This window comes from Marinobacter pelagius, assembly GCF_900114925.1.
In the GTDB taxonomy this organism is placed as follows: Bacteria; Pseudomonadota; Gammaproteobacteria; order Pseudomonadales; family Oleiphilaceae; genus Marinobacter; species Marinobacter pelagius.
In genome coordinates, this window is the sequence record NZ_FOUR01000002.1 from 194,430 (window position 1) to 221,327 (window position 26,898).

The window sequence follows — 26,898 nt, forward strand, 5'->3', positions numbered from 1 at the left end:
GCTAAAGCGGGGTTAAGTTTGCCTTAATTCTTAATTGAATTGAGGGAAACTTAATGGACACCTTCACCGCCACCGAATTCACAGCCTGCAACAAGAACCGCAAGTTCACCAACGCCGAGCTTGAAACACTGGCGTGGATGGCAGAGGGCAAAGAGAACTTCGCCATCGGCCTGCTACGCGGCCACGGTGAGCCTGGCGCCAAAAAGTTGGTGTCTGCGGTGCTCCACAAGCTTGACTGCAACAACCGTTGCCTGGCCATTGCCCGCGCGTTTGCCAAGGGCTACCTCATGGCCAAGGCCAGCTCCACCCAGCTCATCGCCGCCGGCCTGATTGTGCTCAGCGGCGTTACCTCCGTCACCGGTACCGGTGATGCATTCCTGAGAACAGCCAGCAGCCGCAGCCCAGGCGTTTACCGCGTGCGCTGGGAAGAAGTGCTGCCGGCCAACCATGGGAGCGCTGCGTGATGGATATCCAAACCGTATGCCGGGTACTGCAACCCATCTGGGATCTGGAGCGGGAATCCGGAGACAACGCCTGGTTCCAGCAAGAGCTGGCCAAACAGATTCAGGCCACCGGCAAAACCGCCCGCGACCTGACCGTTGGTGAATTGCTGGCGCTGTGCAAAAAGGCAGATGCCGCACTGGGGGAGGCCGAAGCATGAGCCAGACCACCCCACTCTACGAAGCCGCCCGCATGCTCAACCTTGGGCCGCAGAAACTGTACCGCGCTTTGCGCCACCGTCAGGTGCTGGACAAAAACAACCTCCCGTACCGCCGTTACGTCGAGCAGGGCCTGTTCACCAGCGAGCTCAAATCCTACGAACACCCAACCCTGGGCCCGAGAACCTACGCCACCCCGCATGCCACCGATAAGGGCATCCAGTGGCTAGCCCGGGAATTCGAAATCGAGATCACCAAAGCCAACACACAGAAGACAGGAACGGATGCATGAACCAGGAACATAAGCCCACGGCCAACCAACTCCTCGCCAGCTGGCAGCTGATCTGGACACGAGTCCTGGCAGGCAAACCGGCCCCGATCAAAGAGGCCATCGCCAGCCACGTGCAGCTGTTCCCCAAGGGCAACCAGAGCGAAGTGCGCAGCCGGGTGGAACGGTTGGTTAACGGCCACCAGAGCAGCCCGCATACCGTCAAGGGCCTGCTGGCCCGCGGCAAAGCCACCCTCCGCCGAGTGTAAGGAGAGCCCCATGGCAACCATCAACATCCCGGACACCACATCCGTAGGCGAGCTCCAGAAAGCCCTGGCAGTGGTCGGCAAGCACCTGCAGTACACCGCCCGCCCGGGCCAGCCGCCGAAACAGGAGGACATCCCCCATGGCCACAACCGCCGTACTGCTCATCTGCAGCTTGTACCTGGTCTGGCTGACCAAACACGCAACCATTGAAAGGACTCACACCGATGAAATCAGAGAAAAATCCCGCATACGAACATGGCGCTCCCAGCTCACTGTTCCCCTCCCGGGACGTAAGCTCCGCATTCCACTCACAGAGCGCCAGTTCATCGAACCAGCAGGCCCCGGAAAGCCGCCTCACCTGGCTGGACCTGCACACACGCCCGGCCAACGTACGGCAGGCCGTCACCACCCTGCTCAACGAGGCCATGAAAGGCACCAGCGATGCCAAGCGCGCCGGCCTCTTTCTGTTGTCCCTATGGAGCCCCGGCCGGTACCCCCTGGACCTGAATGAACTGGGCTTCTTCGAGCGCGAACTCAACTACGCCGTGCGCCACCTGCTCAACTTCATCATCGCAGGCCAGGTGAACATCCGGATGATCCTCACACACAGCGAAATGGCGCCCGTGATGGCCGCCTGGGGAGAAGAAGAGGCATGAGCCCGGCGGATCAGCAACCAGCACTCAGCCCGGAAGAGCTGCACGTGGCCTACGACGAACTCGTGGTGCACTTCGCCCGGGCAGCTGGCCACCTGGAACACGCCACCCGGAACTTGGCCGATCTGGGCAGCCAGAACGCCCGGTTGCTCAGGGCCCTGGCTGAAATCCGCGAGGCCGCCGGCGCCACAGGTACCGGCACCAGCCACCGCGAACTGTGCCTGATGATCCGCCACTACCGAGCCGAAGCCACCAAGGAGCGCAACTGATGGCCCACGCCTGCATGACCAAAACCCACAACCTGGCAGCGCTCATGCGCCTGTCAGACCTGGAATTGCGCATCGAGATACAGAACGCAGCCGCGGCTGACCCCCTGCAAGGCCTGCACCTGTGCCATGAACTGCTGGATGCAGAGAAGTACTACCCCACCCGCCAGGGCCTCTGCCGACTGGTGGGCCGGGAGGTAGAGAAGATTGGCAAACAACTCACCAACCAACCGGAGATGAACCCGTGAGCACAAGCAACCGGGGTACAGACCTGCCCCAATTCATCAACGACCTGGACGGCGGCGTATTCGCCGAAAAGGTCTCCCGAGCGCTCAGCGATGTAGCCGCCGGCGTGATCGATTTCGATGACAAAGGCGAGCTGACCATCAAGCTCAAGTTCGCCCGCATCGGCAACAGCTACCGAGTCGGCATCAAGCACGCACTCACCTACAAAGTGCCCGAAGCCAACGGGAGCTACAGCCAGGAGAACACCACCGAAAGCGTGATGCACGTGAACAGCGGTGGCCGCATGAGCATGTTCCCCGAAAACCAGAACCAGCTGTTCACCCGCACCGGTGATCCGCAAACCCACCCCGAGGACAGGGAATAACCGATGACCACCGACGCACTCAAAGACAACGGCGCCCTGCACGAATACACGAAAGTTGTGCAGGCAGACCAGATCCAGAAGTTCATCCAGGAACAGACCGACGGCACAGCCGTAGCCATCCCGGAAGGGGTGAAAGTTGCCGATCTGGAGAACTACCTGGAAAACCGCCGCCGGTACCGGGGCTCCATGAAAACCAGCCTGATTGACGAGTTCGTGGAATTCGTGACCACCACCGTCGACCAGTACGGCGAGTTTGCAGCCGATCACTTCCCGTGCTTTGTCAGTCCGGAGGTAATGAAAGCCGTCGCCTTCTTCAACCTGGGAGAAGTGGACGCCCCCGGCCACGGCGATCACCGCGCCTACCTCGACCTTCAGGAAACCGAATCCTTCCGTGAGCTCATGAAAATCAACGGCGCCCGCCTCGACCAGCGCACCCTGGCCGAATGGCTGGAAGACTGGCGGGACCACCTCAAAACTTTCGCCGAAGACCTGGAAACCGTGCTGCCACTGGCCGCCGCCGTCAGCGCCATCCGCCGAGTCACCATCGGCACCAGCGCCGAGGCCACCAGCGAAGAACAAACCTTCAGCAGCCGCAGGAGTGCCATGGCTGAGGTGGAAGCCAAGCACAAAGACCAGCTCCCGGCTTTCCTGCACTTCACCTGCGAGCCCTACCAGGGCCTGAGCGAACGCACCTTCCTGATCCGCCTGAGCCTCATCACCGGAGACAAGCCCCAGTTCAGCGCCCGCATCGTGCGCCTGGAAACCGCCCGGGAGGAAATGGCCAAAGAACTGGAAGAGCGCCTGCGCAAAGGCTTTGAAGACACCGAAGTGCGCACCTTCGTGGGCATCTTTGATCCCAAGTAACCAACCGCGCCCCACGGGGCGCATCTGAGAGAGCTTTCGCTGAGAGCCCTGCCAGATGCCAACAGAGGAGACCAGCATGACCATCAAACAACTCGCAGCAGACATGGCCAGGTTCTGGCTGCAGGACAACGCCGTTATCATCGACACCGAAACCACCGGCCTCGGCCCCACCGATGAGATCGTGGAAATCAGCGCCATCGATTGCGAAGGCAACGTACTGCTGGACACCCTGGTGCACCCCGTGGGCGAAATCAGCCCCGAGGCCCAGGCCGTCCACCACATCACCGAGGACCAGCTGGCAGACGCGCCCTACTTTAATCACGTGCTGCCCGATCTGCAGGGCATCACCCACAACCGCACCGTGGTGATGTTCAACTCCGCCTTCGATGCCCGCCTGATCATGCAGAGCGCCCGTATCCACGGCTTTCCCGGCCCACGCATCAGCCCCCATTGCGCCATGGTCAACTACGCCAGATTTCACGGCGAATGGGACCACCAGCGGGACCGGTACCGGTGGCAATCTCTCGAAAAAGCCGCCGCCCAGATGGGCGTACAGGTAGACGGCAACGCCCACCGCGCCCTCACCGACTGCCGAACCACCCTCGCACTCATCCAGGCCATGGCCGCTTTTCGCCCAGTCGCCGCATAAAACGCAGGAGAAAGCACGATGGAATACGTTCAAGATCCAAAATTCAACGGCAACGCCACCCTCTACCGCACCCCGGAAGAATGGGAAGCCATGCAGCGCAAAAAGGAAGCCGAATCCCGAGAGCGCTACCAGAACGATCCACAGGCCGCCGCCACCAAACTTTACCAGATCGCCCGGGGCGACACCGGCGGAGGCCGTGCAGCCAGTGCCCTGCTTCTGTCCCTTTGGAACAACAACTACGTGGCCAACCTGCGCGACGTAATATGCAGCCTGGACATCGACAACACCGAGGCCGCCATCGCATTACTGTCCACACTTGGCCCGGGCCATCACCTTGAACGCTACCTCACCCAAGAGCAGATCATCGAAATTATCGATGTGTGGGGTGACATGCATGAGAAGCGGAGGGCAGAAGCGTGAAGCAGGCAGGGCTGGACCTGGGCCATGAACTGGTGGTGGATCTATTCGCCGGTGGCGGTGGTGCATCCTGCGGCATTGAGCAGGGCATCGGCCGGCCGGTGGATATCGGCGTAAACCACGACCCCATGGCCATCACCATGCACCAGGCAAACCACCCACAAACACGCCACTTCTGTGAGAGCGTGTTCAAGGTTAACCCCGTAGAGGTCACGGGGAACCAGCCCGTGGGCCTGCTCTGGGCCAGCCCGGATTGCACTCACCACAGCAAAGCCAAAGGCGGCAAGCCTGTCTCGGCCAAACGCCGTGGGCTTGCGTGGGTCGTCGTGAAATGGGCACGCCGCACCAGGCCCCGGGTGATTATGCTGGAGAACGTGGAAGAGTTTCAGGACTGGGGGCCAGTCATACCGAAACGTGGCCCCGATGGCGAGGTGGTCACATTCCCGGATGGAAAGCCCCACCTGATCCCCTGCCCGGAGCGGAAAGGCCAAGAGTTCAGGAAGTTCGTTGCCCAGCTTGAGCGTCTCGGTTACCAGGTGGAATGGCGCCAGCTTCGTGCCTGCGACTACGGCGCCCCAACCATCCGAAAGCGCCTGTTCATGATCGCCCGCCGGGACGGCCGCAAGATCATTTGGCCAAAGCCCAGCCATGGGCCAGTCGACTCCCTGCCAGTCAAACGCGGTCGAGCCAAGCCCTACCGGACCGCTGCAGAGTGCATTGATTGGTCAATTCCGTGCCCGTCTATTTTCACGAGAAAGCGGCCGCTGGCTGAGAATACCCTGCGGCGGATTGCCCAGGGCATGAAGCGGTTTGTCATCGATGCTGAAGAGCCGTTCATTGTTAATGCGGATGCCTCGATCATCGTGCACACACTGATCGCCATAGATCATGGCAGCGCCAGGAGCGGCTGCAGCTGGAGTGCACAGGAACCGCTAACCACCATCACAACAGAGAACCGACATGCCCTGGTAACCGCATTCCTGGCCAAGCACTACACCGGTGTGGTTGGTACCGATCTGAGAAAACCGCTCAGCACAGTTACCACTGTTGACCACCACTCTCTCGTGGCTGCCTTTATGGCCCCGTACTACGGAAGCGGATCGGGAGAGACAGGACGAGACCTGCGCCAGCCAGCCCCTACTGCCACAACCAAAGATCGGCTGCAGCTGATCACCGTCCAGATCGACGGGGCCACCTATGTAATCACGGATATCGGCATGCGGATGCTCAAGCCTCACGAGCTGTTCATGGCTCAGGGTTTCCCAGCGGACTACGTGATATCACCCGAATTCAACGGCAAGCCAATACCAGGGTATGCCCAGGTCCGGATGTGCGGAAACAGCGTGCCGCCGGTATGGCCGCGAGCCTTGGTTGAGGCCAACTTCGCCCACGAGAAGAAACTGGAGGCCACCGCATGATCACCACCAAAAACGTCACCACACGGGGAGAAATAAGCCATGGGTCTTAAAACCGGAATTGAGTGGACCGAATCCACATGGAACCCGATCCGAGGTTGCTCCCGAGTGAGCGAAGGGTGCCGAAACTGCTACGCAGAGACCGTAGCAAAGCGATTTTCCAGCCCCGGCCAGCCATACGAAGGGCTGATCGCCAAAGGCGGACAGTGGAACGGGCAGGTCAGCCTGGTGGAGCACAAGCTTGATGAGCCCTGTCGCTGGACTAAGCCCCGCCGGATCTTCGTGAATAGCATGAGTGATCTGTTTCATCCAGACGTATCCTTCGAAGAGATCGCCGGCATCTTCGGAATCATGGCGGCCGCGTCCTGGCACACGTTCCAGGTGCTCACCAAGCGGCCAGAAAGGATGCTGGAATTCTTCCAATGGATTGACGATCACCCTGAGCGCCCGCTCTTCGATAGCAAGCAGTTACAGCAAAAGTTTCCAGACCACGACTGGCGACCATTCTTCCTCGCAGATAAAGCGTCTCAGATCTTGCCAAGCAAGGGCGAGAGCCTACGGGTTGAACTGCGGGATGGCTGGCCACTGAAGAACGTTTGGCTTGGCGTGAGCGTTGAGGATCAGGCAACAGCAAACGAGCGAATCCCGCTTTTGCTGAGCGCGCCGGCAGCTGTTCGATGGATCAGCGCCGAGCCATTACTTGGCTCAGTAATGTTGCGCCCCTTTCTGAAACGTGGAGATCACGAACTACGGGAAATGGACCCGATGGCCGCTGCGATGCTTTCTCAGGGAGAGCAGGAAGGGAGTGCATGGGTCAGGCCGGCGATTGATTGGGTGGTTGTTGGAGGAGAATCCGGAACCAACGCCCGCCCCATGCATCCAGATTGGGCAAGGACCCTGCGTGATCAATGCCAGGAAGCTGGCGTTCCGTTTCTGTTCAAGCAGTGGGGTGAGTTCGCGCCGTCCCCTGACGGTGGGCTGCCTGATGACTTGCCGGATTCGGCTGGCTACTACTTCGATCCTCCCCATCCGCCCGGGAAAACTTGGCGATTCGGTAAGAAGCGAGCCGGGCGGTTGCTGGATGGTGAAACCTGGAATCAGTACCCAGGAGTAGACCAATGATCACCACCCGCCTCAACTTCCTGATCCAGGCCTACCGCCACAGCAAAGCCCTCATTGGCGATGCCAACCGTGGCCGCGCCCTACCCGGCCCGGCCTTCCGCATGTGCCACAAAATCCGCCGCGTTGTCTGGGCAGAGATCGAGCGCGTTGCACGCCGCATCAACAAGGCCCGGGCCCAAAAACATCAACAACAGGAGGCAGCCATGCCACACCAAACCAGCGACACCGGTGAAAGCGCCACCCACATCAGCCGCCGCACAGACGACAGGGCCATGAGAGACATCATCAGCGCCCTCCAGGAAGGCGCGCACCTCAAGATCCACGCCAAGGTACGCCGCGCCGCCATCGAAGGCCTCCCGGACAAAGACGCTCGCAACGGCCGCACCATCAGCGCCAGCCGCTGCAAGCGCCTGGCCAAAGAAGGTGTCATCCGGGAGATCGGAATGGACCGCTACGCCATGAACCCGGATTTCAAGCTGGAGGCCTGACCCGATGGGGATCATCTCAACCACGCTGTACAACCTGATCCCCTTCTACTTAGCAATGGGCCTGTACCTGGTACTGGCCTACCACTGCCACCGCACGCCCAGCACCCTGGCCATTGTCAGCCAGCTAACCGGCCTTCTGGTGGCCTACTTTTCGATGCAGATTTGGTGGGTAATGCCATGAACAAAAGTCAACTCAAGGAGCAAGCCAGGAAATACTTCGAGGCCGAAGTGATCATTCCCAAAGGCTACAGCAGCGAGAGAAACGAAAACGGCCTGTATGTTCAGGAAGGCCTGCAAACCGCATGGCGCAACTTTTTCCGGGGCTATGAATCTGCGTATGACGTCGCCCGCGCTCAGGGTGGTCAGGGTGCGGAGCCAGCCGACAGCCAGTGGCTGATCCAGATGCGCGGAGATTACCTCACGACTCGCGGCGTGTGGGAGCGACCAGACCATCGGGGCTACACCAACGACATTCACGAGGCGGGCCGGTATTCAGAAGCTGAGGCAAAAGAAGCGGAGCGAATGCTGCCGAATAAGTGCAAGGCTGTGCGGCTGCCCGTGATCTACACCCAGCCACAGCCCGCCCAAGCGCTCGCAAGTGGGGAGGTGGAGCCGGTGGCGTGGGTGTCGCCAGCACTTTACGGGTCAAAACTGACATTTCAAAAGCCTGAGCCTCCTGAAGGCTGGGAAGATTATGCGGATGACTGGTATTGCCGCCCTCTCATCTACGCCGACACCCAGCCCCAGCCCGCCCAGCAAGGGAGTGTGCCGGAGGGGTTCGCCCTGGTTCCACAGTCGATGCTTCTAAGTTACGAAGACATTGAAAATATCATGACTATGACCGGCTGGAATGAAGGCCGCGATGATTTCGGTGAAGGCGTCCTTTGGGTCGGCAACCTCAAAGATGATGATGGCAACGAAACCTATGGCCTTAATATCAGCTGTATTGAAGTGATGGAGGAAGGCGCACTTCCGGTTAACGAATTCGAGCGCCCAGCGCTAAAAAACAGCGCAGAGAGCCATGAGTGGGTGAGATGTGACGAGCGCTTGCCGACCGACTCAGATGCCGATTGCGAGGGAAGGATTTGGCTGCGCTGGCCCAAGGGCGAGACTGAAAGGGTGTTATTCAGAACCACGTCATGGAGATACCTGGCCGACCCGAAAGACTCTTTCATGTGGGCTCGCACCGGCCTCAAGCGCCCACAACCAACAGCACAGGGAGGTGGGTGATGCAGATCGTTATCCAAAAGTGCCCGCGCTGCATTTGGCATATCAACTGCCCGGAAAATCCCCACAAAAGCGGTGTGGTGAAAGATTATCCGCCTCACGGTGACGTTACTCCAATACAGTGTATGCACTGCGGACAAAAAGGCTCGATTCTTCGGGGCACTCACTTTGACGTGGACTTTGAGGCAGGGCCGCCAGTCGAGCATGGAGAGGAGTCATGAAAAACAGAATAACAGATAAAAGGCGCAAGGAGGGTGACGCTCTTGAGCGAGAACAAATGCAAGCAAACCTAGAGCGTGATTACGGGCGCAACCGACCAACTCCGCAAGATCAAAAAGAAAACTTGGCTGATCTAATTCTGAAACAGCGAGATCAGAACGAAGAACTCCGTCAGCAACTCGAACAGGCTCAGGCGCGAGAAGTGGAGCTTCTCACCATCTGCCAGTCTATTCAGCGGGATCTCCTATTGCGGGCGGAACCTGACTGGGATGGGAGTGGGCGACAAGTCGTCAACCTGAGTGCCGGCTTCTGGGACGAACTGAACCGGGTCATCGGGAAGTACGATGACAGCGCCAGCAAGTCCTTCGATGCCATGATCCTGAGGCAGAAAGCTGAGGTCTTGCGGGCGTCTGTAGATCTGCTGCACAAGAACCCCTATGCGAGGATGGCCAGCCCCCACCTTCTGAGGGAAGCGGATCGACTGGATATGGAAGCTCGGGAACTGGACGCCAAGCAGGCGGGAGGCAACCAATGCCAGTAACCACCCCGCCCTTTCTCTGCCCGGATGGCAGCAACCCGTGCGGCCGCTACGGCTATTGCGCCTACTGCCCGCACGATGGAAAAGCGAAATCAAAGGAGCGCGCTCGGAAAGAGCAGTACTGCAATTACCCGGACTGCCAATGCCCCTTTGATCGAGGCCCCGAATTCTTCTGCCTCAAATCGCTCCCCCAGGACCCAGCAGAGATGAAGTAGTGAGGTAACCACTATGGCAAAACTCATTCCCCTGGAAGAATGGCGAAAGCAGACCTTCGCCGAACCCCGCCCATCCATGCGTGTGTGCTACAAATGGGCGAACGAGGGTCACATCGTTGGCGCCCGAAAATACGGCGGCATGTGGTTCGTAGATCCGGACAAGGAAAAACAGACCACCGGCAACCCACTGGTGGATAAGGTACTGGCAGGCTGATGGCACCGAGAAAACGGCTCAGGAAGAACAAGGATCTGGCGCTGAACCTGTACGCCTACACCAAAAACGGCGTCACCTATTTCAGCTACAAGCATCCCAAGACCGGGAAGTACCACCCCATGGGGAGCAACAGGCAGGAAGCCAACGCCGCCGCTCGCCAGCTCAACAGCATACTGATCAAAGAGTCAGACCTGGTGAGCCAGGTAATGGGCACCGCAAACAAGGACGTAGCCCACCTGATCAAGCGGTACCGGGAAGAATTCGTACCCGGCAAAAAGCTGGCCGCCGGCACCCTGAAAATACTCGAGTACCGCCTCAACAGGATCGCCCGGGATATCGGCACCCAACCGATCGATGAAGTCGACGTGCCCTACATCGCCAACTACCTGGACAAGAACTTCCAGCGGGACGCCTACATCAAACACCGCGCCACCCTGATCGACCTGTTCCGGTTCGCCATCATGAAAGGCCTGTACCCAGCCGAAGCCGGCAACCCGGCAGAAATCACCTACGCCAAGTCCGAATATGAAAAGGCCCGGCGGCGCCTCACTCTGCCCCAGTTCTGGGAGATCCACGAAAAGGCCGAACCCTGGATGCAGCTCGCCATGGAGATCGCACTGATCACCCTCCAGGGCCGCGCGGAAGTCATCAACATGAAGTTCTCAGACTACCAGGACAAAACCCTCCAGGTAGTCCGCCAAAAATCCAGCAAGCACGAACACTCACACTTGAAGATCCACTGCCCCCAGCTGGAAGACATCATCACCCGGGCCAGGCAATCCGGCATCGCCAGCCCCTACATCATCCACCGAAGGCCAGAGCGCAAGGTGGAAGCCGAAGGCCGCGACCACTGGACCAAGCTCACACCCAACACCTTCACCGCCGAGTTCCGCAAAACCCGGGACAAGTGCAAATGCTTCGAAGCCATGCCCAGGCAGAACCGCCCCACATTCCACGAAATCCGCGCCCTGGGCTCATGGTTGTACAAAAAGCAAGGGTACGATAACGAGACCTACATCCAGCCGCTCATGGCTCACGCTGATCAGAAAATGACGGAGCATTACCAGCAGGGGCATGAGCGGCAGTGGGTGATGGTGGAGGCAGGATTAGACCTGAAAGCCGGCGGGAAATGATTCGAGATATACAGTACGTAATGCGTTGATTTACAATAGCTGCAAAGTGTGCACGGAAGGCGGGTAATTTAGCGGCTTAATTACTTTGCTTTCAACAGGTTGCAGGCGTTGAAATGCAATTTTGACATGGTAGAGGTCCCCAGTTCGAATCTGGGTGGTCCTACCAATCCTGCCAAAGATTCCAAAAGCCGTGCCGGGAAACCAGCACGGCTTTTTTCTTGTTTATTCTTGCCTTGTGCTCGAGACCACCCCATTCTGTAGCTGATGAAAAAACACGAAATAAAAACCCTTCGGGAAAAAAGCCAGGTCGACTCCGTCAAGATCGTCAGATCGCCGTCGGATGCAACCGAGTGGGTCGTGCTCATCAAAATACTCGGCGGGCAAAGCTTTTTCCTGATTTCTGACCTTGACGAGGTATGCAGCTATGCATCCCTCGATACCGCAGTCTCGGAACTGGATGCGTTGGGATTTGCACGGGCGGAAGTCCTGTTTTAATCACCAGGCGCCATGAATTCTTACTTCTGGTCGCCCGAATGCTTCTGCTGCTCTACCACGATCAATTCGCTCAGATCGAACCCTTCCGCCTTCGCGCGATCCCTGAATGCCTCCAGTGCCTCATCGCTTACCTCCGGAGTACGTGACAGGAACCACAGATAATCCCGGTCATACCCCGTGACAAAGACATAGGAATAGTCCTCCCTATCCAGCTCAAAGACCACGTAGGAGGCATAGAAGGGTCCGAAGAAAGACACCTTGAGATGACCGGTGTTTTCCCCTTCTACAAACGCCGCCCGGCCATCGGCTTCCTTCCACTTGTCGGCCTCGGCATCGTAACCGCGGTTGATAACCTTGATACTGCCATCGTCATTGAGGCTGTATTCGGCACTGACGTTACTCAGGCCCTCCTCGAATGAGTGATCCAGACGGGCGATTTCGTACCAGGTACCCAGGTAACGCTCGGTATCAAATCCGGTAACCGGCTCAATACCTTCGGGCACACCGGTGCAACCAGCCAGTGCCAAAGCCGTGATTCCTGCCAGGAGTGTTCTCATGATGACCAGCCTGTTTCGTGGATTTACAAAGAGGTACGCTCGAAGTGTCGTGGAGTTTTCTCGGGATGGTATGCAATTTCCATTATAATCCCCCGGATTATCAGCCTCTTTCAGAGTCCAACCTTACACTATGCGAACCACCGTCGACCTTACCCTCGCTCAGGATCAGACCGCTGTAGATGCCCTTGCGGAAGCCTCGGGGTTGCCCAAACAGCGCATCAAGGATGCCATGGCGAAGGGCGCCTGCTGGTGGATGGTCAAGGGCAAGCAGGTGCGCCTGCGCAAGGCCAAGCGCGACGTGAAGGCAGGCACCCGTCTGCAACTGTTCTACGACGACACGGTACTTGCGAGAAAGCCGGAGCCGGCGGAGCTTCTGGAAGATCTGGGCCGTTATTCAGTGTGGTTCAAACCCCACGGCATGCTGGCCCAGGGGTCCCAGTGGGGAGACCATTGCAGCCTCTTGCGATGGGCGGAGGTTTCACTGAAAAAGCCCTGCTTTTTGATTCACCGCCTGGATGCCGACGCTGCGGGCTTAATGCTGATCGCCCATGACGCCAAGGCCGCCGGAGCATTATCGCAGTTATTCTCGGGAAGATCGGTTACCAAGGTCTATCAGGCACGGGTAACCGGATTACTGGAGGCCAAGGACCGGGTCATTGACGCACCCGTGGAAGGAAAAGCCGCCCTCAGCCACATCACCACTCTGGCACTGGATGAGCAACAGCAGACGACGCTGCTGAGGGTCCGGATCGAAACCGGCCGCAAGCACCAGATTCGCCGCCACCTGGCCGGCATCGGCCACCCTATCGTGGGTGATCGGCTCTATGGCAACGCCGCCCCGGTTCCCCTGCAGCTGCTTGCCTGGCTTCTGGAATTCGACTGCCCCATATTCCGTCGCCAGGTATCATTCCGCCTTCCTGAAGCACATCAGCTACAGTGATGCGGCCGACCGTGCGGCCTGGTCATACAGCCCCGAGATGCCCCGGAGGAAGCTGGCAATGGAGCCAAGGTCGGTATTGGAGAAGCCAAGCGTCCGTAGCGAGTCCACCAGGCAGTTTTCCCGAATCTCTGCGTAAGCCTGACAGATTGCCTCACCCTTGTCGGTGATGGAATAGAACGTTTCCTTGCCACGGCGCTCCGAAATCACCACCTCATGCTTCAAGAGCTTCTTGAGTGCGTAGGTGACAGTGTGGGTATCCTCCACGTTCAGCACCAGGCAGATATCCGCCGATTTTTTGGACCGGCCGCGATGGTTCACGCTATGCAACACGAGGATATCAAGGGGGCTCATATCAGGAAGACCCGCTGCGTTCATACAGCGCACCATCCAACGGTCGAAGGCATTTCCCGCAACAATCAGCCCGAATTCAAGCTCCGAGAGTTCGGCTGCACGGCCCGACAGGTGTGCCGAGGACACAATCGGCCCTACGCCTCTTGCGCCTGGCTGCTCTTCCCTGCCCTGTTCGGTCAATTCCTTGTCTGCGCTTTTCTTCATAGGCCCACCACGACAATCCTGTTCGATACTCCAAATAGCCTGCCCCGCCACTCGAAGCAGGCCGTGAGTCTATCAATTCCCCATCTGACTGGGTAGGTAGGTAACGATGTCCGGGAAGATCGTGATCAGCAGCACCCCTGCCAGCAGTAGCAGGAAGTATGGCAAAGCAGCCAACGCCACCCGGATGATGTTTTCACCAGTAAGCCCCTGAATCACGAACAGATTGAATCCCACAGGCGGCGTGATCTGGCTCATCTCCACCACGATGACCAGATAAATCCCGAACCACATGGGGTCGATTCCGGCGGCCTGGACCATGGGCAAAATCACGGAAGTGGTCAGAACCACAACCGAAATACCATCGAGGAAGCAGCCGAGCAGAATAAAAAACACGGTCAGTGCCAGCAGCAGCATGTAGGGGGACAGCTCCAGGGTGTTGATCCAGGAAGCCAGGTCCCTCGGAATACCGGTGAAGCCCATGGATACAGTCAGAAAGTGGGCGCCGACCAGAATGAAGGCGATCATGGTAGACGTTTTCACTGTCCCCATCAGCGCCTGACCGAAAGTCTCCCGAGTGAGAGAACCACCGCGCCAGGACAGCAGATGCGCCAGTGCCACACCCACTGCGGCCGATTCGGTCGGTGAGGCCAGGCCGGCATAGATCGAGCCGATAACACCAACGATCAGCAAAACAACAGGGATCAGGGGCTTGCTGCGCCGAATCTTCTCCGCCAGCGGCAGAGCCTCCTCCTCGTCAGCGGGCACGCCAGAGGGATTCAGCTTGGACCAGATGGCAACGTAGCCGGCGAACAGCACCATCAGCAGCAGACCGGGAAGAATACCCGCCACGAACAACCGGGCAATGGACTGTTCGGTAGCGACGCCGTAAACGATCAGGATGATGGACGGCGGAATCAAAAGGCCCAGGGTTGCCGATCCGGCCAGAGTGCCCAGGATCTGCTTGCGGTCATAGCCACGCTGGGTGAGTTCCGGCACCGACATTTTCCCGATCGTCGCCGCTGTTGCTGCCGACGAGCCGGAAATCGCGGCGAAAATACCACAGCCAATGATGTTGGTGTGCAGCAGACGCCCGGGGATGCGACCTACCCACGGGGCAATACCTGTGAACATTTCCTCGGAGAGACGGGAACGGAACAGTACCTCTCCCATCCAGATAAACATAGGCAGGGCGGCCAGTTCCCAGGAGGCACTGGCGCCGTAAAACGATGTCGCCAGGCTGTCGCCCACCGGGATGTTACTGAAGAAATATAACGCGGCCAGGCCGGTAGCCGTGAGCGCAAAGGCGACCCAGAGCCCGGCACCGAGCACTACCAGGAGTCCTGCCAGGAGCACCAGGCTCATCCAGATCATGTCCATGGTGTTACTCCTGCGGGGCTTCGTCTTTGATGCGGGTGATACGGCCGGTGATCAGCCCGACCAGCGCATCGATCAGCGCAATCAGCAGCCAGACCAGTCCGACAACCATGACAGCTTGAGGAATCCAGAGCGGCACCGGCACCATGCCGATAGACAGATCTCCGAAGTCATAGCTGTCATAGGCCAGCAATACGCTGAACCAGATACCGTAACCGGTGATCGCCGACGCGATCACCGTTACCAGAATGTCCAACGCTCGCTGGACCTTCCCCGGCAGGGCTCTGTGCAAGAGGTCCACCCGGATGTGGCCACCCACCGTGAGTGTGTAGGCCAGACCGGTAAACGTGGCCCCCAGCAACAGAAACCCCGCCAGTTCCGCCAATCCGGGAACCTGCAGGCCCAGGGATTTCATCCCCAGGGTCAGCAGGGCCTTGTCGAGAATTCGTCCGGACACCTGCAACACCACCATTACCATGATGATGAAAAGCTGCAGCGCCGAGATGTATCCGCCAAGGCGGTACAGAGTGTCCAGAAACCTGCGCATGTAAATGCTCCCGGATGGTTCTTTTCAGGCGTATCAGGAATCAGCGAGCGCGGTAGGCTTCGATGAGAGCTTTGCCGTCTTCGCCGGCACGCTCCAGCCACTCCTGCTCCATGGTAGCGCCAACTTCCTGCAGCCGCTCGACCAGCGCTTCACTCGGCTCGGACACCACGATGCCGTTATCTTCCATAATCTCGATCTTGGCAGCGGTTTCGGCCTTGCTGGCCTCCCAGCCCCGCTTTTCCGCTTCAGCTGCGGCGGTCTTGATGGCTTCTTGCGTGGACTCCGGGAGACCCTCGAAGGTCCGGGTATTGATGATTACCATGTTCTTGGGCAACCACAGCTGCGCGTGATTGAAGTGACTCAGGTAATCCCAGGCCCGGGTGTTTGCGCCGGTTGAGGGAGATGTGATCATCGCGTCGACCCGACCGGTTCCAAAAGCGGTCGGGATATCCGGAACCTCGACCTGGGTCGGAACGGCACCGAACAGTTCGGCAAGGCGCTCACTCGATTTGTTGTAGGCGCGCATTTTCACACCCTGGAGCTCTTCACCGGTTTCAACCGCGAACTTGGTGTAAATACCCTGGGGCGGCCAGGGCACCGCAAACAACAATGTCAGTCGCTGGCGCTCAAGGCGCTCTGCCAGCATATCTTTGGACGCCTGCCAAAGCTCCCACGCTTCATCGTAGTCACTTGCCAGATAGGGAACGGAATCTGCCTCGAACAACGGGTCTTCGTTGGCCAGGCGGGACATGATCAGTTCACCAATGGGAACGAGGCCACGGCGAACGGAATTCTTGATTTCGGGGTGTTTGATGAGAGAACCACCGCTGTGAACGGTGATGTTCAGCTCACCATCGGTGGCCTCACGAACATCCTCTGCAAACTCGCGGATATTGACAGTGTGGAAATTGGAATCGCCATAGGGAGTTGGCATATCCCAGTTTGTTTCCGCCTGTGCGGTTCCGATAGAAGCAGTCAGCGCGACTGCGGCAAGGTATTTCGCTTTTATTTTCATCTTTGCCTCCTCTTGGCCCGGTCACATTCGGGCTATTCGTGGTTGTTGTTGTGACAGCGTAAAGGACACACATCGCACGACGTGGCACATGTGCCTGTGCTTGATTTAGCCAAGTTAGTCGCCACTCTGAGCGCTGTCAAACTTTTTGCCCCAAAACAATACGTACTTTACCACCTTTTTATCTTCATTTTGTCGATATTTTGTTTTCAAAAATCAATTTTGATAGAACTGCCAAACGGCAGAATACAAAATCTGAAAATCGTATCGTCGAGATTGCGGGTTATTGCAGCAGAGCGGTGGGGAGCTATTCAGGTGCCCGGGGACCAGGCTTCAGGAGAAAGAGGCAGGGTGCAAAGGTTCCTGGATTTTTCTCCAGGAACCTTTGAGTCTTTTTGAACAAAGAGAACGCTCTGGAATCAGACCTTGTAAAAATCCCGATACCAGTCCACGAAATTGGCAATGCCCTCCTCCACGGAGGTCGAGGGCTTATAGCCTACGTCCTCGATAAGGTCGTCGACATTGGCGTAGGTGGCGGGCACATCACCCGGCTGCAGGGGCAAAAGGTTCTTCTCCGCCTTCTTGCCGATGCGTTCCTCGATGATTTCGATAAAGCGGGAAAGTTCCACCGGGTTGTTGCTGCCGATGTTGTAGAGCCGGTAAGGCGCCTTGCTGGTGCCCGGATCCGGCCGCTCGCCACTCCAGTCGGCGTTGGGCTCGGCGACGTGGTCCAGGGTGCGGATCACGCCCTCGACGATGTCATCGATGTAGGTGAAGTCCCGGCGGTGGTGGCCATGGTTGAATACGTCGATCGGCTCGCCAGCGAGAATCTTTTTGGTGAAGATGAACAGCGCCATATCAGGCCGGCCCCAGGGGCCATACACGGTGAAGAACCGCAGTCCGGTGGTCGGCAGGTTGTACAGATGGCTGTAGGTATGGGCCATCAGCTCGTTGGCCTTCTTGGAGGCGGCGTAAAGACTCAGGGGATGGTCGACGTTGTCGTGTACCGAGAACGGCATGGTCTCGTTGGCGCCGTATACCGAACTGCTGGAGGCATAGACCAGGTGCTTTACATCGTTATGACGACAGCCCTCGAGGATGTTCATGAAACCAACCAGGTTGGCATCCACGTAGGCGTGGGGATTCTCGATGGAGTAACGAACCCCGGCCTGGGCAGCGAGGTGCACCACTCGTTCGGGTTTGTGCTCACGGAACAGGGCCTCCATGGCAGCGCGGTCGGCAACGTCCTCGCGGATCTCGGTGAAGCCGGGCTTGCAGGTCAGCCGCTCCAGGCGCGCTTCCTTGAGGTTCACATCGTAGTAGTCATTGACGTTATCAACGCCGATTACCTCATCACCGCGATCCAGCAGGCGGTGTGCCAGGTGTGAGCCAATAAATCCGGCGGTTCCCGTAACGAGAATTTTCAAGGTCTAGTCTCCATAAAACGTTCGTGTCCTGAGCTGCCAAGTTTACCGAATCGGCCCTCCCGGCAACACCACGGAACATGTCAGACACAAAAAAAGAGCGCCGCAGCGCTCTTTTTCAGCCATTCAGCCGGTATTCGATCAGAACGTCAGACCGACACTGGCGAAAGGACCGGACAGTTCCACGTCCATCTTGTCATCGTCATCTTCATAGTCGATGGACATCTGGCGGTAGCCGGCACGCAGTTGAAGCAGTGACAGCTCGTACTGGCCGTAGACGTTGAAGTCGTGCAGGGAGTCGCCGTCGAAGCTGATCAGGTTGCCCTCACCGCCTACGGAAACGCCGGTGAGCGGAAGGTCAAAGCGGGCGGCAGCATAGCCCATGGGGATTACGCCATCGATGGTGGTTTCGCTCACGCGGCCAGTGCCGGTGGTGTCACGGACAATCAGCTCACCGTCCAGTTTCCGCGCAGTCAGACCCAGATCCAGGTTGACCCAGTTATCCAGGACTTCGTAGTAGAAGGTGGCGTCCAGCTGGTCCAGATCCAGCTCGGAATCGACGGACGCGCCCGGAAGGATGCCATCGAACTCTTCCAGTCCGATCCGGCCACTGCCGGTCTGGGAAATGGTGGTGTAGTTTACCCGCACGTTCGGCAATACCGGCACCGGATGCTCGAAGTAGGCGGTGAAGTTAGCGTTGCTGTCGCTGTCGAGGCTCAGGTCGTTCTCGATATCGACAGCGGAACCCTTGTTGACTACGTCACCGGACAGGTCGGAGTCCCAGTAGCTGACATTGGCACCAACACCGAGAACATCCGCATTGGCCAGAGGCGTGGCAAGGGCCACGGTGCCACCTACTGCAAGGATCAGTTTACGCATAAGATACCCTTCTGATGGTTTTTGTATGGATTGCGATTCAGTCGAACTGGATGCCGAGACGGCGACCGACTTCTTCGTAGGCCTCGATCACGTCCCCGAGTCCCTGGCGGAACCGGTCCTTGTCCATCTTCTTGCGGGTTTCCTTGTCCCAGATGCGGCAGCCGTCCGGGCTGAATTCGTCACCGAGGACTATCTCGCCGCCGCTGCGGCCGAATTCCAGCTTGTAATCCACCAGCAGCATGCCGGCGTCATCGAACAGCTTCTTGAGCACGTCATTGACCTTGTAGGTCAACTCCTTCATGCGTGCGAGCTCATCTGCAGTCGCCCAGCCGAAGCTCTCGGCGAGGGATTCGTTGACCATGGGATCGTGCAGCTCGTCATTCTTCAGGAACAGCTCGAAGGTGGGCGGATTCAGCTCCTGACCTTCTTCCACGCCGAGCCGACGGCACAGGCTACCCGCAGAGATGTTCCGGACCACACACTCCACCGGAATCATGTCCAGCTTCTTGACCAGGGACTCGGTATCCGAAAGCAGGCCCTCGAAGTGGGTGGGGATGCCCGCCGCTTCCAGCTTCTCCATGATGAAGGCGTTAAACTTGTTGTTCACCATGCCCTTGCGGTTGAGCTGCTCTTTTTTCTGGCCGTCGAACGCCGAGGTATCGTCCCGGAAGACCATCACGAAACGCTCCGGGTCGTCGGTGCGGTATACGGATTTGGCCTTGCCTGCGTAGAGTTCTTCGCGCTTTTCCATTGAAATCTCCGGAGGAGGTGCGCCGGGGCACCCCCATCTAATCAGTAAAGGTATTCAAAGAGTCGGTTGAGCAGATCGGATGTGGTGTGCTCGCCGTCATAGCTCTCGAGCCGCTCGGCCTCAATAAACACCGCGCCGTTGCGCTCTTCCAGAGTCACGGTATGGGTATGCCGTGGTTTTTCCTTGTCGCTGAACCAGTCGAACCAGCCGGATTCCTTCTCATCCGCTGTACGGAAGTCGACATAGAGCCAGCCCGCACTGCGATTCAGGTCGACAACCGGGATTTCGGCTTCTTCAAGAGCACGATTGGCTTCCGCCCAGGAGCGGCCATAATCCAGATCCATCCGGATGGCGACGGCCTCCTCGTTCTCGGATTCCAGACGCACCAAGGGTTCACTGGTCATGCCCGAAGCTGCTCTGGAGAAGGACTTACTCTCTTCCCGGGTTTTCAGAAACTCCCCGAGGTCCGCGAGCAGCTCCTTTTGCAGGGCCATAGCGTCCGCCGGGGGGTTGGCGATGTCCTGCCAGGGCATGAGCTCACCCGGACGCTCGGACCGCTCTACCCGGCGCACCTGGATTTCAGTCGTCTTGCGGCGGATACCCGGTGACATGCGCATCTGGATGACCGTCATGGGTTCATCCGCCGATGCCTGATTGGTCAGGCCCACCAGTTCCCGCGCCTGCTTGCTGAAATTGGCCAGCTCGCTCTGGAGCAATCCCAGCTGGGGGCTGTCATAGGCGACACCCAGGCCCCGCTCGTTCATGTAAGCGGTTGCCTGGGGCCAGAGCCGGCCGGGAACGTCGTTCACCAGCAGCCAGATGCGACCATCCAGCTCCTCGATCACATAGTTCTCCTGGAGAATCTCGGAGGTCATGTCCGGCGGCCGGGGAATATCGGACGGATACATCTTCCCGGACTCGGAGGTATTGATCTCGCGGATAGGCATGACCTGGCTGAAGCGGGACTCATCCGCGCTTTCAGGGAGTTCCAGCGGCGTGCCTTCTCTGGCATCGACATACCGCTCGGAACGGTCTTCCAACAGGCTGCAGCCCGAGGCCGTTGCCAGCAGCAACAGCCCGGACGCAGCACATATCGTTCTGTAAAAACGGGGGGAACGGGTTCCTGAAAGAACCTGCATCGGGGTACTCCGGTTCAGGGACGTTTTCAGCAAGCTCAAAGCACGCCTGAGGCTTTCAGGGCTTCTTCCACTTCCGCGTGGAACTTCTCGCTCAGCGGGGTCAGCGGCAGACGGATGCCCTCACTGATCATCCCCATGCGATGCAGTGCCCATTTCACCGGAATCGGATTGGCTTCCAGGAACAGCTTGCGGTTCAGCGGCATCAGCAGTTCGTTCAAACGCTCGGTTTCTTCCCGGTTGCCGGCAATAGCCGCTTCGCACAGCTGGGCCATGGATTTCGGTGCCACGTTCGCGGTTACCGAGACATTGCCCTTGCCGCCGGCCAGCATCAGCTCGGCTGCGGTGGCATCGTCACCGGAATAGACCGCAAGACGGCCATCCAGCGCCTTGATCAGTTCGGCGCCACGGGGAATGTTACCGGTGGCATCCTTGATCGCGACGATGTTCGGAATATCCGCAAGGCGCAGAACGGTCTCGTTCAGCATGTCACAGGCTGTCCGGCCGGGTACGTTGTACAGCATCTGGTTCATGCCCGGCACCGCCTCGGCAATGGCCTTGAAGTGCTGGTACAGGCCTTCCTGGGTCGGCTTGTTGTAGTACGGAACCACCAGCAGGCAGGCGTCCGCACCCAGCTTGTGGGCTTCGGTGGTCAGCTCGATGGCTTCACGGGTGCTGTTGCCGCCGGTACCGGCGATAACAGGGATCCGTCCGTCAACGCGTTTTATGATCCGGCCGATGGTCTGGCAGTGCTCTTCCGGGTCCAGGGTTGCGGATTCACCGGTAGTGCCCACGGCGACGATGCCGTGCGTGCCGTTTTCAATGTGAAAGTCCACCAGTTTGTCCAGCTCCTCCCAGTGAATGTCACCGTTTGGATGCATGGGCGTGACCAGTGCGACAAGGCTACCCGTAATCATAAAAGCTCCGTCCGAATAAAACCGATATGGTAATGTTGGGCTCGAACTGACACAAGGGAATTAAAGGAGATGTCATGCCATCCGTCGAATTGAACAAGCCCGTCCCTGATTTTGAAGCGCCGGCGACCGGAGAGCAAACCGTGCGGCTTGCTGACCTTCGCGGCAAGAATGTTGTGATCTATTTCTATCCCAAGGACAACACTCCCGGTTGCACCACCGAAGGCCAGGATTTTCGCGACCGGATGAAGCAGTTTGCGGAGCTGGATACCGAGATTTTCGGCGTGTCCAGGGACGGCCTGAAAGCCCACGAAAATTTCCGGGCCAAGCACGAGTTCCCCTTCCATCTGATTTCAGACAAGGATGAAACCCTGTGCAAGCTGTTTGACGTTATCAAGCTCAAGAAGCTGTATGGCAAGGAGCACCTGGGGATCGAGCGCAGCACCTTCCTGATCGACAAGGACGGTGTGCTCCGTAACGAGTGGCGCGGCGTCAAGGTCAAGGGCCACGCCGACGAAGTGCTGGAAGCAGCCAAGGCCCTCTGACAGGAGCTCAGGCCAGCTCATCGGTCGGTGAAGGTTCTACCTCCTTCACCGGCCAGGCGGAGAACACGGCCTTGAGCAGGGTCGCCAGCGGAATGGCGAAAAAGACACCCCACAGACCCCAGATACCGCCAAAGAACAGCACTGCAACGATGATGGCCACCGGGTGCAGGTTGTTGACCTCGGAAAACAGGACCGGCACCAGTACGTTGCCGTCGAGTGCCTGAATCACGCCGTAAACCACCATCACCCAGATAAAATGAGTGCCCCAACCGAAGGCAAACAGCCCGATCATGGCTACCGGTATGGTCACCACAGCGGCACCGATATAGGGAATCACCACGCTCAGGCCCACAAGCAGCGACAGCAACGCCGCATAGGGCATCCCCAGCAGCTTGAAAGCAACGTAGGTCGCCCCGCCGACGATCAGAATCTCCACCGCCTTGCCGCGCACGTAGTTTGCGCACTGGAGATTGACCTCATGCCAGATCTTCAGCATCAACGGCCGCTGCGGAGGCAGCAGACGGGCGATCGACCCCAGCAGCACCTCTTTGTCCTTAAGGAAGAAGAACACGAGAATCGGCACTAGCACCATGTAGATCAGCAGTGCCACCAGATCCGGGATACTGGACAGCGAGAAGGAAACCAGCCACTGGGTCAGCTGCCCCACTTCCGTGGAGACCTGCTGGTACACGGTATTGACCGCTTCTACGGAAATCAGCTGAGGATACTGCTCAGGCAGCAGTTCGAGGTAGGACTGCATCTCCCGGATGATGCGCGGTGCTTCACCGGCCAGGTTGGTGACCTGGGTCCAGACCAGTGGCAGGAGACCGAACAGGAAACCCACCAGTACACCAAGAAACACCACGAACACCCCAATGATCGCGACGATCTCCGGCATGCCCAGCTTGTTGAGCTTGGTCACCAGACCCTGGAGGATAAAGGCAATGATCAGGGACGCAATGGCCGGCGCCAGCATGGCACCGAACCAGATGACGAACACCGTTCCCGTCAGCAGGATCAGGGAAAGGATGACAGCTTCTTCATCTGAAAAGTATTTGTGCGCGAGACCGCGTAAAATCCTGACCATCAACGTCTCCGAAAGGTTAACCGCCGCACTTTATCACAAACCGGTATTCGCCATTGGCCTCGATGGAACTCACCAGGGTGTGGCTGGACAACGCGAGGAACGCCGGGATATCCCGGGCCGAGCCGGAATCGGTCGCAATAACCTCCAGCTCCTCTCCAGGGGACATCCCGTTGAGTTCGAGCTTGGTTTTCAGGAGAGGCATCGGACAGCGCAGCCCGGAAGCATCCAGTGTACGGTCAACCATAATGTAGACGCACCATCACAATCAGTGGAATTGACAACGCGGCATTATGCCGCGAGATGCCGGGTATTGCATCTCAATAGCTGGTAATCTCGTTTTCAGAACTTTTCATGGTAAGACACTGTCCAAGCGGCAGTCCGAACCAGAGGCAACTTGCAGTACATGAAACTTGATCATGGCCTAACAACCTCCCCCCGGGGGTTCTTTAAAGCAGCCGTATTTGCACTGGCGGCATTACTGACAACTTCTCCGGCGTCCGCCCAGGAGTCATCGCTGCCAACGATTGGCGGCACCGGCGGGGGATTGATTTCCGGCCAGCAGGAATCCGAGATCGGCCGCCAGGTCATGGTCTCTATCCGGCGGTCGGCCCCCCGTATCACCGACCCCCTGGTCTATGACTATCTCAGCGCCATCATTTATCGCCTGGTGCCCTCGGCCCCGCTGCAGAACCGGGAACTGACGCTGGCACTGATCGACAGCTCCCAACTCAACGCCTTCGCCGTTCCTGGCGGCATTGTCGGCGTCAACGGCGGGCTGTTTCTTAACGCCGCCACGGAACAACAGTTTGCCTCGGTACTTGCCCACGAACTGGCGCACCTGAGCCAACGCCACTTTGCCCGCCGCGTCGAACAGCAGGAAACCAGCGCACCACTGACCCTCGCAGGCATGATTGCCGGGATTGTGCTTTCCGCGGTTACCCAGTCCGACATCGGCCTTGCGGCCATTGCCGGCACCCAGGCTTTGTCAGTGCAGAACATGCTGGCGTATAGCCGATCCCACGAGCAGGAAGCAGACCGGGTCGGCATGGACATCCTTGCCAGTGCCGGCATGGATCCCCGGGGAATGCCGGAAATGTTCGAGATCATGATGCGGCAGAACCGTCTGCAGGGAAACCAGGTCCCGGAATACCTGTCCACTCACCCGCTGACCCAGAGCCGGGTGGCCGATACCCGCAACCGCGCCGAGCAATACCCGCACCTGGAGATAAAGGACGGCCAGGAATACCACCTGATGCGCAGTCGCCTTCAGGTCCATTACGCCCCGTCTCCGGATGTGGCGGTGGATACGTTCGAATCCTACCTCGAGCGCCCGGATGCCAGGAGAAACCATGCGATCCGGTACGGACTCGCCGTGGCTTACCAGGCCAACAATCAGCTGGACAAGGCGGAGCAGGAACTCCAGGACCTTCTCAAGCAGAACCCGGGCCGGATCACCCTGCAGGTTACCCTGGCCGAGGTCCTCAATGCCCGCGACAAGACCGGAGAAGCCCGAACCCTGCTTGAGGATGCACTCGCCCGCAACCCCGGCAACTACCCTATTTCCTATACCCTTGCGCAAACCGAAATTGCCGCGGGTAACGGTGCCGCCGCAGCGGAACTTCTGAAGGAACTCACTCGCCAGATGCCGGGCCAGGAACATCTCTGGTCACGACTGGCAGAAGCGGAAGGTATGGCCCGCAATATCGTTGGCGTGCACCGCGCACGGGCCGAATACGACGCGCTGATGGGGGATCTGGAGTCAGCCCAGCGCCAGCTGCGCCAGGCCCAGGAAAAACTCCCGGCCGGCTCGCCCCAGCGCCAGGCGGTTACCGAAAGATTGGCTGAAGTAACCCGCCAGCTGCAGGCTCAGCGCAACAGCTGACCGGGCACAGAATTCCGACCGATCAGGCGTTACCTGCGGCCTTGAGGTTCATGTTGGCAGTGAAGTCCAGCATGCGCTGCAGCGGCTTCAGCGCTCGCTCCCGCAATGCAGGATCCACTAGCACTTCCTGGCTGCCGGTCTGCAGCACGCTCAGCAGGTTTTCAAGACCATTCATCGCCATCCAGGGACAATGGGCACAGCTTCGGCAGGTGGCGCCATTACCAGCGGTGGGCGCCTCGATGAGCGTCTTGTTGGGCGCCAACTGCTGCATCTTGTAGAAGATGCCATTGTCCGTGGCGACGATGAACTCCTGGTTGGGCAGAGTCTGCACCGCATGGATCAGCTGGGAGGTGGAACCCACCACATCGGCCATTTCCACCACCGCGTCCGGTGACTCCGGATGCACCAGGACGGCCGCATTCGGATAGAGTGCCTTGAGATCCTCGAGACCACGGAACTTGAACTCTTCGTGGACGATGCACGAGCCGTCCCAGAGCAGCATGTCAGCCCCGGTGGTTTTCTGAACATAGTGCCCCAGGTGCTTGTCCGGAGCCCAGAGGATCTTTTCGCCCCGGGCGTCCAGATCCTCGACAATGGCCTGGGCACAGCTTGAGGTCACCACCCAATCCGCCCTCGCCTTGACGGCCGCCGAGGTGTTGGCATAGACAACGACGGTCCGGTCGGGGTGCTGGTCACAGTATTCAGCAAACTCATCGGCCGGACAGCCCACGTCCAGTGAGCAGGTGGCTTCCAGAGTCGGCATCAGGACTTTCTTCTCGGGGTTGAGAATCTTGGCGGTCTCGCCCATGAAACGGACGCCCGCCACAACCACCGTGGAGGCCGGATGCTGATTGCCAAAGCGGGCCATCTCCAGGGAGTCCGCCACGCAGCCGCCGGTCTCTTCCGCCAGGCGCTGGATGTCCGGGTCGGTGTAGTAATGAGCAACGAGCACAGCATCCCTGGCCTTGAGTTCCTCCTTGATTCGGGCCTCGAGTTCCGCTTTCTCGCTCTCACTCAAAGGCTTGGGCTCCGCTTCGTGGGCCAGGTGCTCCTGAACAAGGATACGATCTTCTGCTCGTGTCATTCCTGCATCTCTGTGTTGCGTTAACCACCGAAGTATATCACCTCGGCCACTGTTTTCATGGACCTGCAACGTCGATGTCACACGCCTGAAAACAATCTTTGACCACTCTCGGACTATAAGTGGGATCTTACAGGCAAAAAAAAAGAGCCCGAAGGCTCTTTTTTTCCCAGGATCCCGGGAGATCCTGCTATTTGGTGGGTCGTGAAGGATTCGAACCTTCGACCAATTGGTTAAAAGCCAACTGCTCTACCAACTGAGCTAACGACCCTTGACTGGTGATCAGATAATTTATCTGATCGATACTGCTCAAGCTCAAACGAACAGTACCCGGAATTTGGTGGGTCGTGAAGGATTCGAACCTTCGACCAATTGGTTAAAAGCCAACTGCTCTACCAACTGAGCTAACGACCCAAACGAGGCGCATATAGTACTGATATTTTCCCGGTGATCAACCCTTTTTTGGAGTAATCCCCGGATTTTTTTCCTGAGCCG

37 protein-coding genes and 3 tRNA genes are annotated in these 26,898 nt (G+C 58.5%); 25 read left to right on the top strand and 15 right to left on the bottom strand.

The window, feature by feature from the left end:
- Positions 1-53: 53 nt before the first annotated feature.
- From BM254_RS05030 to BM254_RS05125, 22 genes are all read left to right on the top strand, one after another.
- Positions 54-464 (top strand): helix-turn-helix domain-containing protein, encoded by a 411-nt coding sequence (locus tag BM254_RS05030; RefSeq protein ID WP_091999679.1) that lies wholly within the window; start codon positions 54-56, stop codon positions 462-464.
- The gene (locus BM254_RS05035) at positions 464-661 is read left to right on the top strand and encodes a hypothetical protein (protein WP_091999681.1); all 198 of its coding nucleotides are present in this window, start codon (positions 464-466) and stop codon (positions 659-661) included. The genes BM254_RS05030 and BM254_RS05035 overlap by 1 nt, the downstream gene beginning before the upstream one ends.
- The gene (locus tag BM254_RS05040) at positions 658-951 is read left to right on the top strand and encodes a phage antirepressor KilAC domain-containing protein (protein WP_091999684.1); all 294 of its coding nucleotides are present in this window, start codon (positions 658-660) and stop codon (positions 949-951) included. Before BM254_RS05035 ends, BM254_RS05040 begins: the two co-directional genes overlap by 4 nt.
- Positions 948-1,196: a hypothetical protein gene (locus tag BM254_RS05045; RefSeq protein WP_091999686.1), complete on the top strand. Its 249-nt coding sequence runs from the start codon at positions 948-950 to the stop codon at positions 1,194-1,196. The genes BM254_RS05040 and BM254_RS05045 overlap by 4 nt, the downstream gene beginning before the upstream one ends.
- Positions 1,197-1,206: 10 nt before the next feature.
- Positions 1,207-1,404 (top strand): hypothetical protein, encoded by a 198-nt coding sequence (locus BM254_RS05050; RefSeq protein WP_091999689.1) that lies wholly within the window; start codon positions 1,207-1,209, stop codon positions 1,402-1,404.
- A 14-nt stretch (positions 1,405-1,418) separates the two neighbouring features.
- Positions 1,419-1,850, top strand: coding sequence for a DUF7673 family protein (locus BM254_RS05055; RefSeq protein ID WP_091999693.1), 432 nt, complete (start codon positions 1,419-1,421; stop codon positions 1,848-1,850).
- Complete coding sequence (locus BM254_RS05060) at positions 1,847-2,116, top strand: hypothetical protein (RefSeq protein WP_091999696.1); 270 nt, start codon at positions 1,847-1,849, stop codon at positions 2,114-2,116. The genes BM254_RS05055 and BM254_RS05060 overlap by 4 nt, the downstream gene beginning before the upstream one ends.
- Entirely contained in the window at positions 2,116-2,361 is a 246-nt protein-coding gene (locus BM254_RS05065) for a hypothetical protein (RefSeq protein WP_091999699.1), read from the top strand. Before BM254_RS05060 ends, BM254_RS05065 begins: the two co-directional genes overlap by 1 nt.
- Positions 2,358-2,723, top strand: coding sequence for a hypothetical protein (locus BM254_RS05070; RefSeq protein ID WP_091999703.1), 366 nt, complete (start codon positions 2,358-2,360; stop codon positions 2,721-2,723). The genes BM254_RS05065 and BM254_RS05070 overlap by 4 nt, the downstream gene beginning before the upstream one ends.
- Before the next feature lie 3 nt (positions 2,724-2,726).
- Complete coding sequence (locus BM254_RS05075) at positions 2,727-3,587, top strand: DUF2303 family protein (RefSeq protein ID WP_091999706.1); 861 nt, start codon at positions 2,727-2,729, stop codon at positions 3,585-3,587.
- 76 nt (positions 3,588-3,663) lie between these two features.
- On the top strand, positions 3,664-4,236 hold the full coding sequence (locus BM254_RS05080; RefSeq protein ID WP_091999709.1) for a 3'-5' exonuclease family protein: 573 nt from the start codon (positions 3,664-3,666) through the stop codon (positions 4,234-4,236).
- 18 nt (positions 4,237-4,254) lie between these two features.
- On the top strand, positions 4,255-4,656 hold the full coding sequence (locus tag BM254_RS05085; protein WP_091999712.1) for a DUF7673 family protein: 402 nt from the start codon (positions 4,255-4,257) through the stop codon (positions 4,654-4,656).
- Positions 4,653-6,071: a DNA cytosine methyltransferase gene (locus BM254_RS05090; protein ID WP_245777370.1), complete on the top strand. Its 1,419-nt coding sequence runs from the start codon at positions 4,653-4,655 to the stop codon at positions 6,069-6,071. The genes BM254_RS05085 and BM254_RS05090 overlap by 4 nt, the downstream gene beginning before the upstream one ends.
- A 39-nt stretch (positions 6,072-6,110) precedes the next feature.
- The gene (locus tag BM254_RS05095) at positions 6,111-7,190 is read left to right on the top strand and encodes a phage Gp37/Gp68 family protein (RefSeq protein ID WP_091999714.1); all 1,080 of its coding nucleotides are present in this window, start codon (positions 6,111-6,113) and stop codon (positions 7,188-7,190) included.
- Positions 7,187-7,678, top strand: a complete 492-nt coding sequence (locus tag BM254_RS05100) for a hypothetical protein (protein WP_091999717.1) — start codon at positions 7,187-7,189, stop codon at positions 7,676-7,678. Before BM254_RS05095 ends, BM254_RS05100 begins: the two co-directional genes overlap by 4 nt.
- 4 nt (positions 7,679-7,682) lie before the next feature.
- Positions 7,683-7,859, top strand: a complete 177-nt coding sequence (locus BM254_RS17735; RefSeq protein ID WP_175497207.1) for a hypothetical protein — start codon at positions 7,683-7,685, stop codon at positions 7,857-7,859.
- Entirely contained in the window at positions 7,856-8,908 is a 1,053-nt protein-coding gene (locus BM254_RS05105) for a hypothetical protein (RefSeq protein ID WP_091999720.1), read from the top strand. The genes BM254_RS17735 and BM254_RS05105 overlap by 4 nt, the downstream gene beginning before the upstream one ends.
- A gap of 214 nt (positions 8,909-9,122) precedes the next feature.
- Complete coding sequence (locus BM254_RS05110; protein ID WP_091999722.1) at positions 9,123-9,665, top strand: hypothetical protein; 543 nt, start codon at positions 9,123-9,125, stop codon at positions 9,663-9,665.
- A 225-nt stretch (positions 9,666-9,890) separates the two neighbouring features.
- Positions 9,891-10,091, top strand: a complete 201-nt coding sequence (locus BM254_RS05115; RefSeq protein ID WP_091999723.1) for a DNA-binding protein — start codon at positions 9,891-9,893, stop codon at positions 10,089-10,091.
- Positions 10,091-11,224 carry a phage integrase Arm DNA-binding domain-containing protein gene (locus BM254_RS05120; RefSeq protein ID WP_091999726.1) on the top strand — a complete coding sequence of 378 codons (1,134 nt, stop codon included), beginning with the start codon at positions 10,091-10,093 and terminating at the stop codon, positions 11,222-11,224. The genes BM254_RS05115 and BM254_RS05120 overlap by 1 nt, the downstream gene beginning before the upstream one ends.
- Before the next feature lie 60 nt (positions 11,225-11,284).
- Positions 11,285-11,390: transfer RNA gene (locus BM254_RS17740), tRNA-Val, on the top strand.
- A 98-nt stretch (positions 11,391-11,488) separates the two neighbouring features.
- On the top strand, positions 11,489-11,719 hold the full coding sequence (locus tag BM254_RS05125) for a hypothetical protein (protein ID WP_091999729.1): 231 nt from the start codon (positions 11,489-11,491) through the stop codon (positions 11,717-11,719).
- Positions 11,720-11,739: 20 nt separating this feature from the next.
- On the opposite strand, the gene BM254_RS05130 is transcribed toward BM254_RS05125, so the two are convergent.
- Positions 11,740-12,276, bottom strand: coding sequence for a lipocalin family protein (locus BM254_RS05130; protein WP_091999731.1), 537 nt, complete (start codon positions 12,274-12,276; stop codon positions 11,740-11,742).
- Between the two features lie 130 nt (positions 12,277-12,406).
- On the opposite strand from BM254_RS05130, the gene BM254_RS05135 reads away from it, so the two are divergent.
- A complete protein-coding gene (locus BM254_RS05135) occupies positions 12,407-13,216 on the top strand; it encodes an RluA family pseudouridine synthase (protein ID WP_091999733.1) in 810 nt (269 codons plus the stop codon).
- Here the strand turns inward: BM254_RS05135 and BM254_RS05140 are convergent.
- From BM254_RS05140 to dapA, 9 genes are all read right to left on the bottom strand, one after another.
- Positions 13,208-13,771, bottom strand: a complete 564-nt coding sequence (locus BM254_RS05140; protein ID WP_091999736.1) for a winged helix DNA-binding protein — start codon at positions 13,769-13,771, stop codon at positions 13,208-13,210. The genes BM254_RS05135 and BM254_RS05140 overlap by 9 nt on opposite strands.
- A 72-nt stretch (positions 13,772-13,843) precedes the next feature.
- The gene (locus tag BM254_RS05145; protein WP_091999740.1) at positions 13,844-15,148 is read right to left on the bottom strand and encodes a TRAP transporter large permease; all 1,305 of its coding nucleotides are present in this window, start codon (positions 15,146-15,148) and stop codon (positions 13,844-13,846) included.
- A gap of 4 nt (positions 15,149-15,152) precedes the next feature.
- The gene (locus tag BM254_RS05150; protein ID WP_091999743.1) at positions 15,153-15,692 is read right to left on the bottom strand and encodes a TRAP transporter small permease; all 540 of its coding nucleotides are present in this window, start codon (positions 15,690-15,692) and stop codon (positions 15,153-15,155) included.
- A 40-nt stretch (positions 15,693-15,732) separates the two neighbouring features.
- Positions 15,733-16,707, bottom strand: coding sequence for a TRAP transporter substrate-binding protein (locus BM254_RS05155; RefSeq protein ID WP_091999746.1), 975 nt, complete (start codon positions 16,705-16,707; stop codon positions 15,733-15,735).
- Positions 16,708-17,123: 416 nt separating this feature from the next.
- On the bottom strand, positions 17,124-18,131 hold the full coding sequence (locus BM254_RS05160) for an NAD-dependent epimerase (RefSeq protein WP_091999749.1): 1,008 nt from the start codon (positions 18,129-18,131) through the stop codon (positions 17,124-17,126).
- Between the two features lie 138 nt (positions 18,132-18,269).
- Positions 18,270-19,007 (bottom strand): TIGR04219 family outer membrane beta-barrel protein, encoded by a 738-nt coding sequence (locus BM254_RS05165; RefSeq protein WP_091999752.1) that lies wholly within the window; start codon positions 19,005-19,007, stop codon positions 18,270-18,272.
- Positions 19,008-19,044: 37 nt separating this feature from the next.
- Positions 19,045-19,758 (bottom strand): phosphoribosylaminoimidazolesuccinocarboxamide synthase, encoded by a 714-nt coding sequence (gene purC / locus BM254_RS05170; protein ID WP_091999755.1) that lies wholly within the window; start codon positions 19,756-19,758, stop codon positions 19,045-19,047.
- 41 nt (positions 19,759-19,799) lie between these two features.
- Complete coding sequence (bamC, locus tag BM254_RS05175) at positions 19,800-20,897, bottom strand: outer membrane protein assembly factor BamC (protein WP_091999757.1); 1,098 nt, start codon at positions 20,895-20,897, stop codon at positions 19,800-19,802.
- A 35-nt stretch (positions 20,898-20,932) separates the two neighbouring features.
- Positions 20,933-21,811 (bottom strand): 4-hydroxy-tetrahydrodipicolinate synthase, encoded by an 879-nt coding sequence (dapA, locus tag BM254_RS05180; RefSeq protein WP_091999759.1) that lies wholly within the window; start codon positions 21,809-21,811, stop codon positions 20,933-20,935.
- A 74-nt stretch (positions 21,812-21,885) separates the two neighbouring features.
- On the opposite strand from dapA, the gene BM254_RS05185 reads away from it, so the two are divergent.
- Positions 21,886-22,353 carry a peroxiredoxin gene (locus BM254_RS05185; protein WP_091999761.1) on the top strand — a complete coding sequence of 156 codons (468 nt, stop codon included), beginning with the start codon at positions 21,886-21,888 and terminating at the stop codon, positions 22,351-22,353.
- 7 nt (positions 22,354-22,360) lie between these two features.
- Here the strand turns inward: BM254_RS05185 and BM254_RS05190 are convergent, their stop codons facing one another.
- Both BM254_RS05190 and BM254_RS05195 read right to left on the bottom strand, forming a co-directional pair.
- A complete protein-coding gene (locus BM254_RS05190; protein ID WP_091999764.1) occupies positions 22,361-23,440 on the bottom strand; it encodes an AI-2E family transporter in 1,080 nt (359 codons plus the stop codon).
- Positions 23,441-23,456: 16 nt separating this feature from the next.
- On the bottom strand, positions 23,457-23,684 hold the full coding sequence (locus BM254_RS05195) for a sulfurtransferase TusA family protein (RefSeq protein ID WP_091999766.1): 228 nt from the start codon (positions 23,682-23,684) through the stop codon (positions 23,457-23,459).
- A gap of 159 nt (positions 23,685-23,843) precedes the next feature.
- On the opposite strand from BM254_RS05195, the gene BM254_RS05200 reads away from it, so the two are divergent.
- Complete coding sequence (locus BM254_RS05200) at positions 23,844-25,322, top strand: M48 family metalloprotease (RefSeq protein ID WP_091999768.1); 1,479 nt, start codon at positions 23,844-23,846, stop codon at positions 25,320-25,322.
- A 22-nt stretch (positions 25,323-25,344) separates the two neighbouring features.
- On the opposite strand, the gene nadA is transcribed toward BM254_RS05200, so the two are convergent.
- The 3 genes from nadA to BM254_RS05215 form a co-directional block, all read right to left on the bottom strand.
- A complete protein-coding gene (gene nadA, locus BM254_RS05205) occupies positions 25,345-26,406 on the bottom strand; it encodes a quinolinate synthase NadA (RefSeq protein WP_091999771.1) in 1,062 nt (353 codons plus the stop codon).
- Between the two features lie 192 nt (positions 26,407-26,598).
- Positions 26,599-26,674 (bottom strand) — tRNA-Lys (locus BM254_RS05210).
- A gap of 67 nt (positions 26,675-26,741) precedes the next feature.
- Positions 26,742-26,817 (bottom strand) — tRNA-Lys (locus tag BM254_RS05215).
- Between the last annotated feature and the right edge of the window lie 81 nt (positions 26,818-26,898).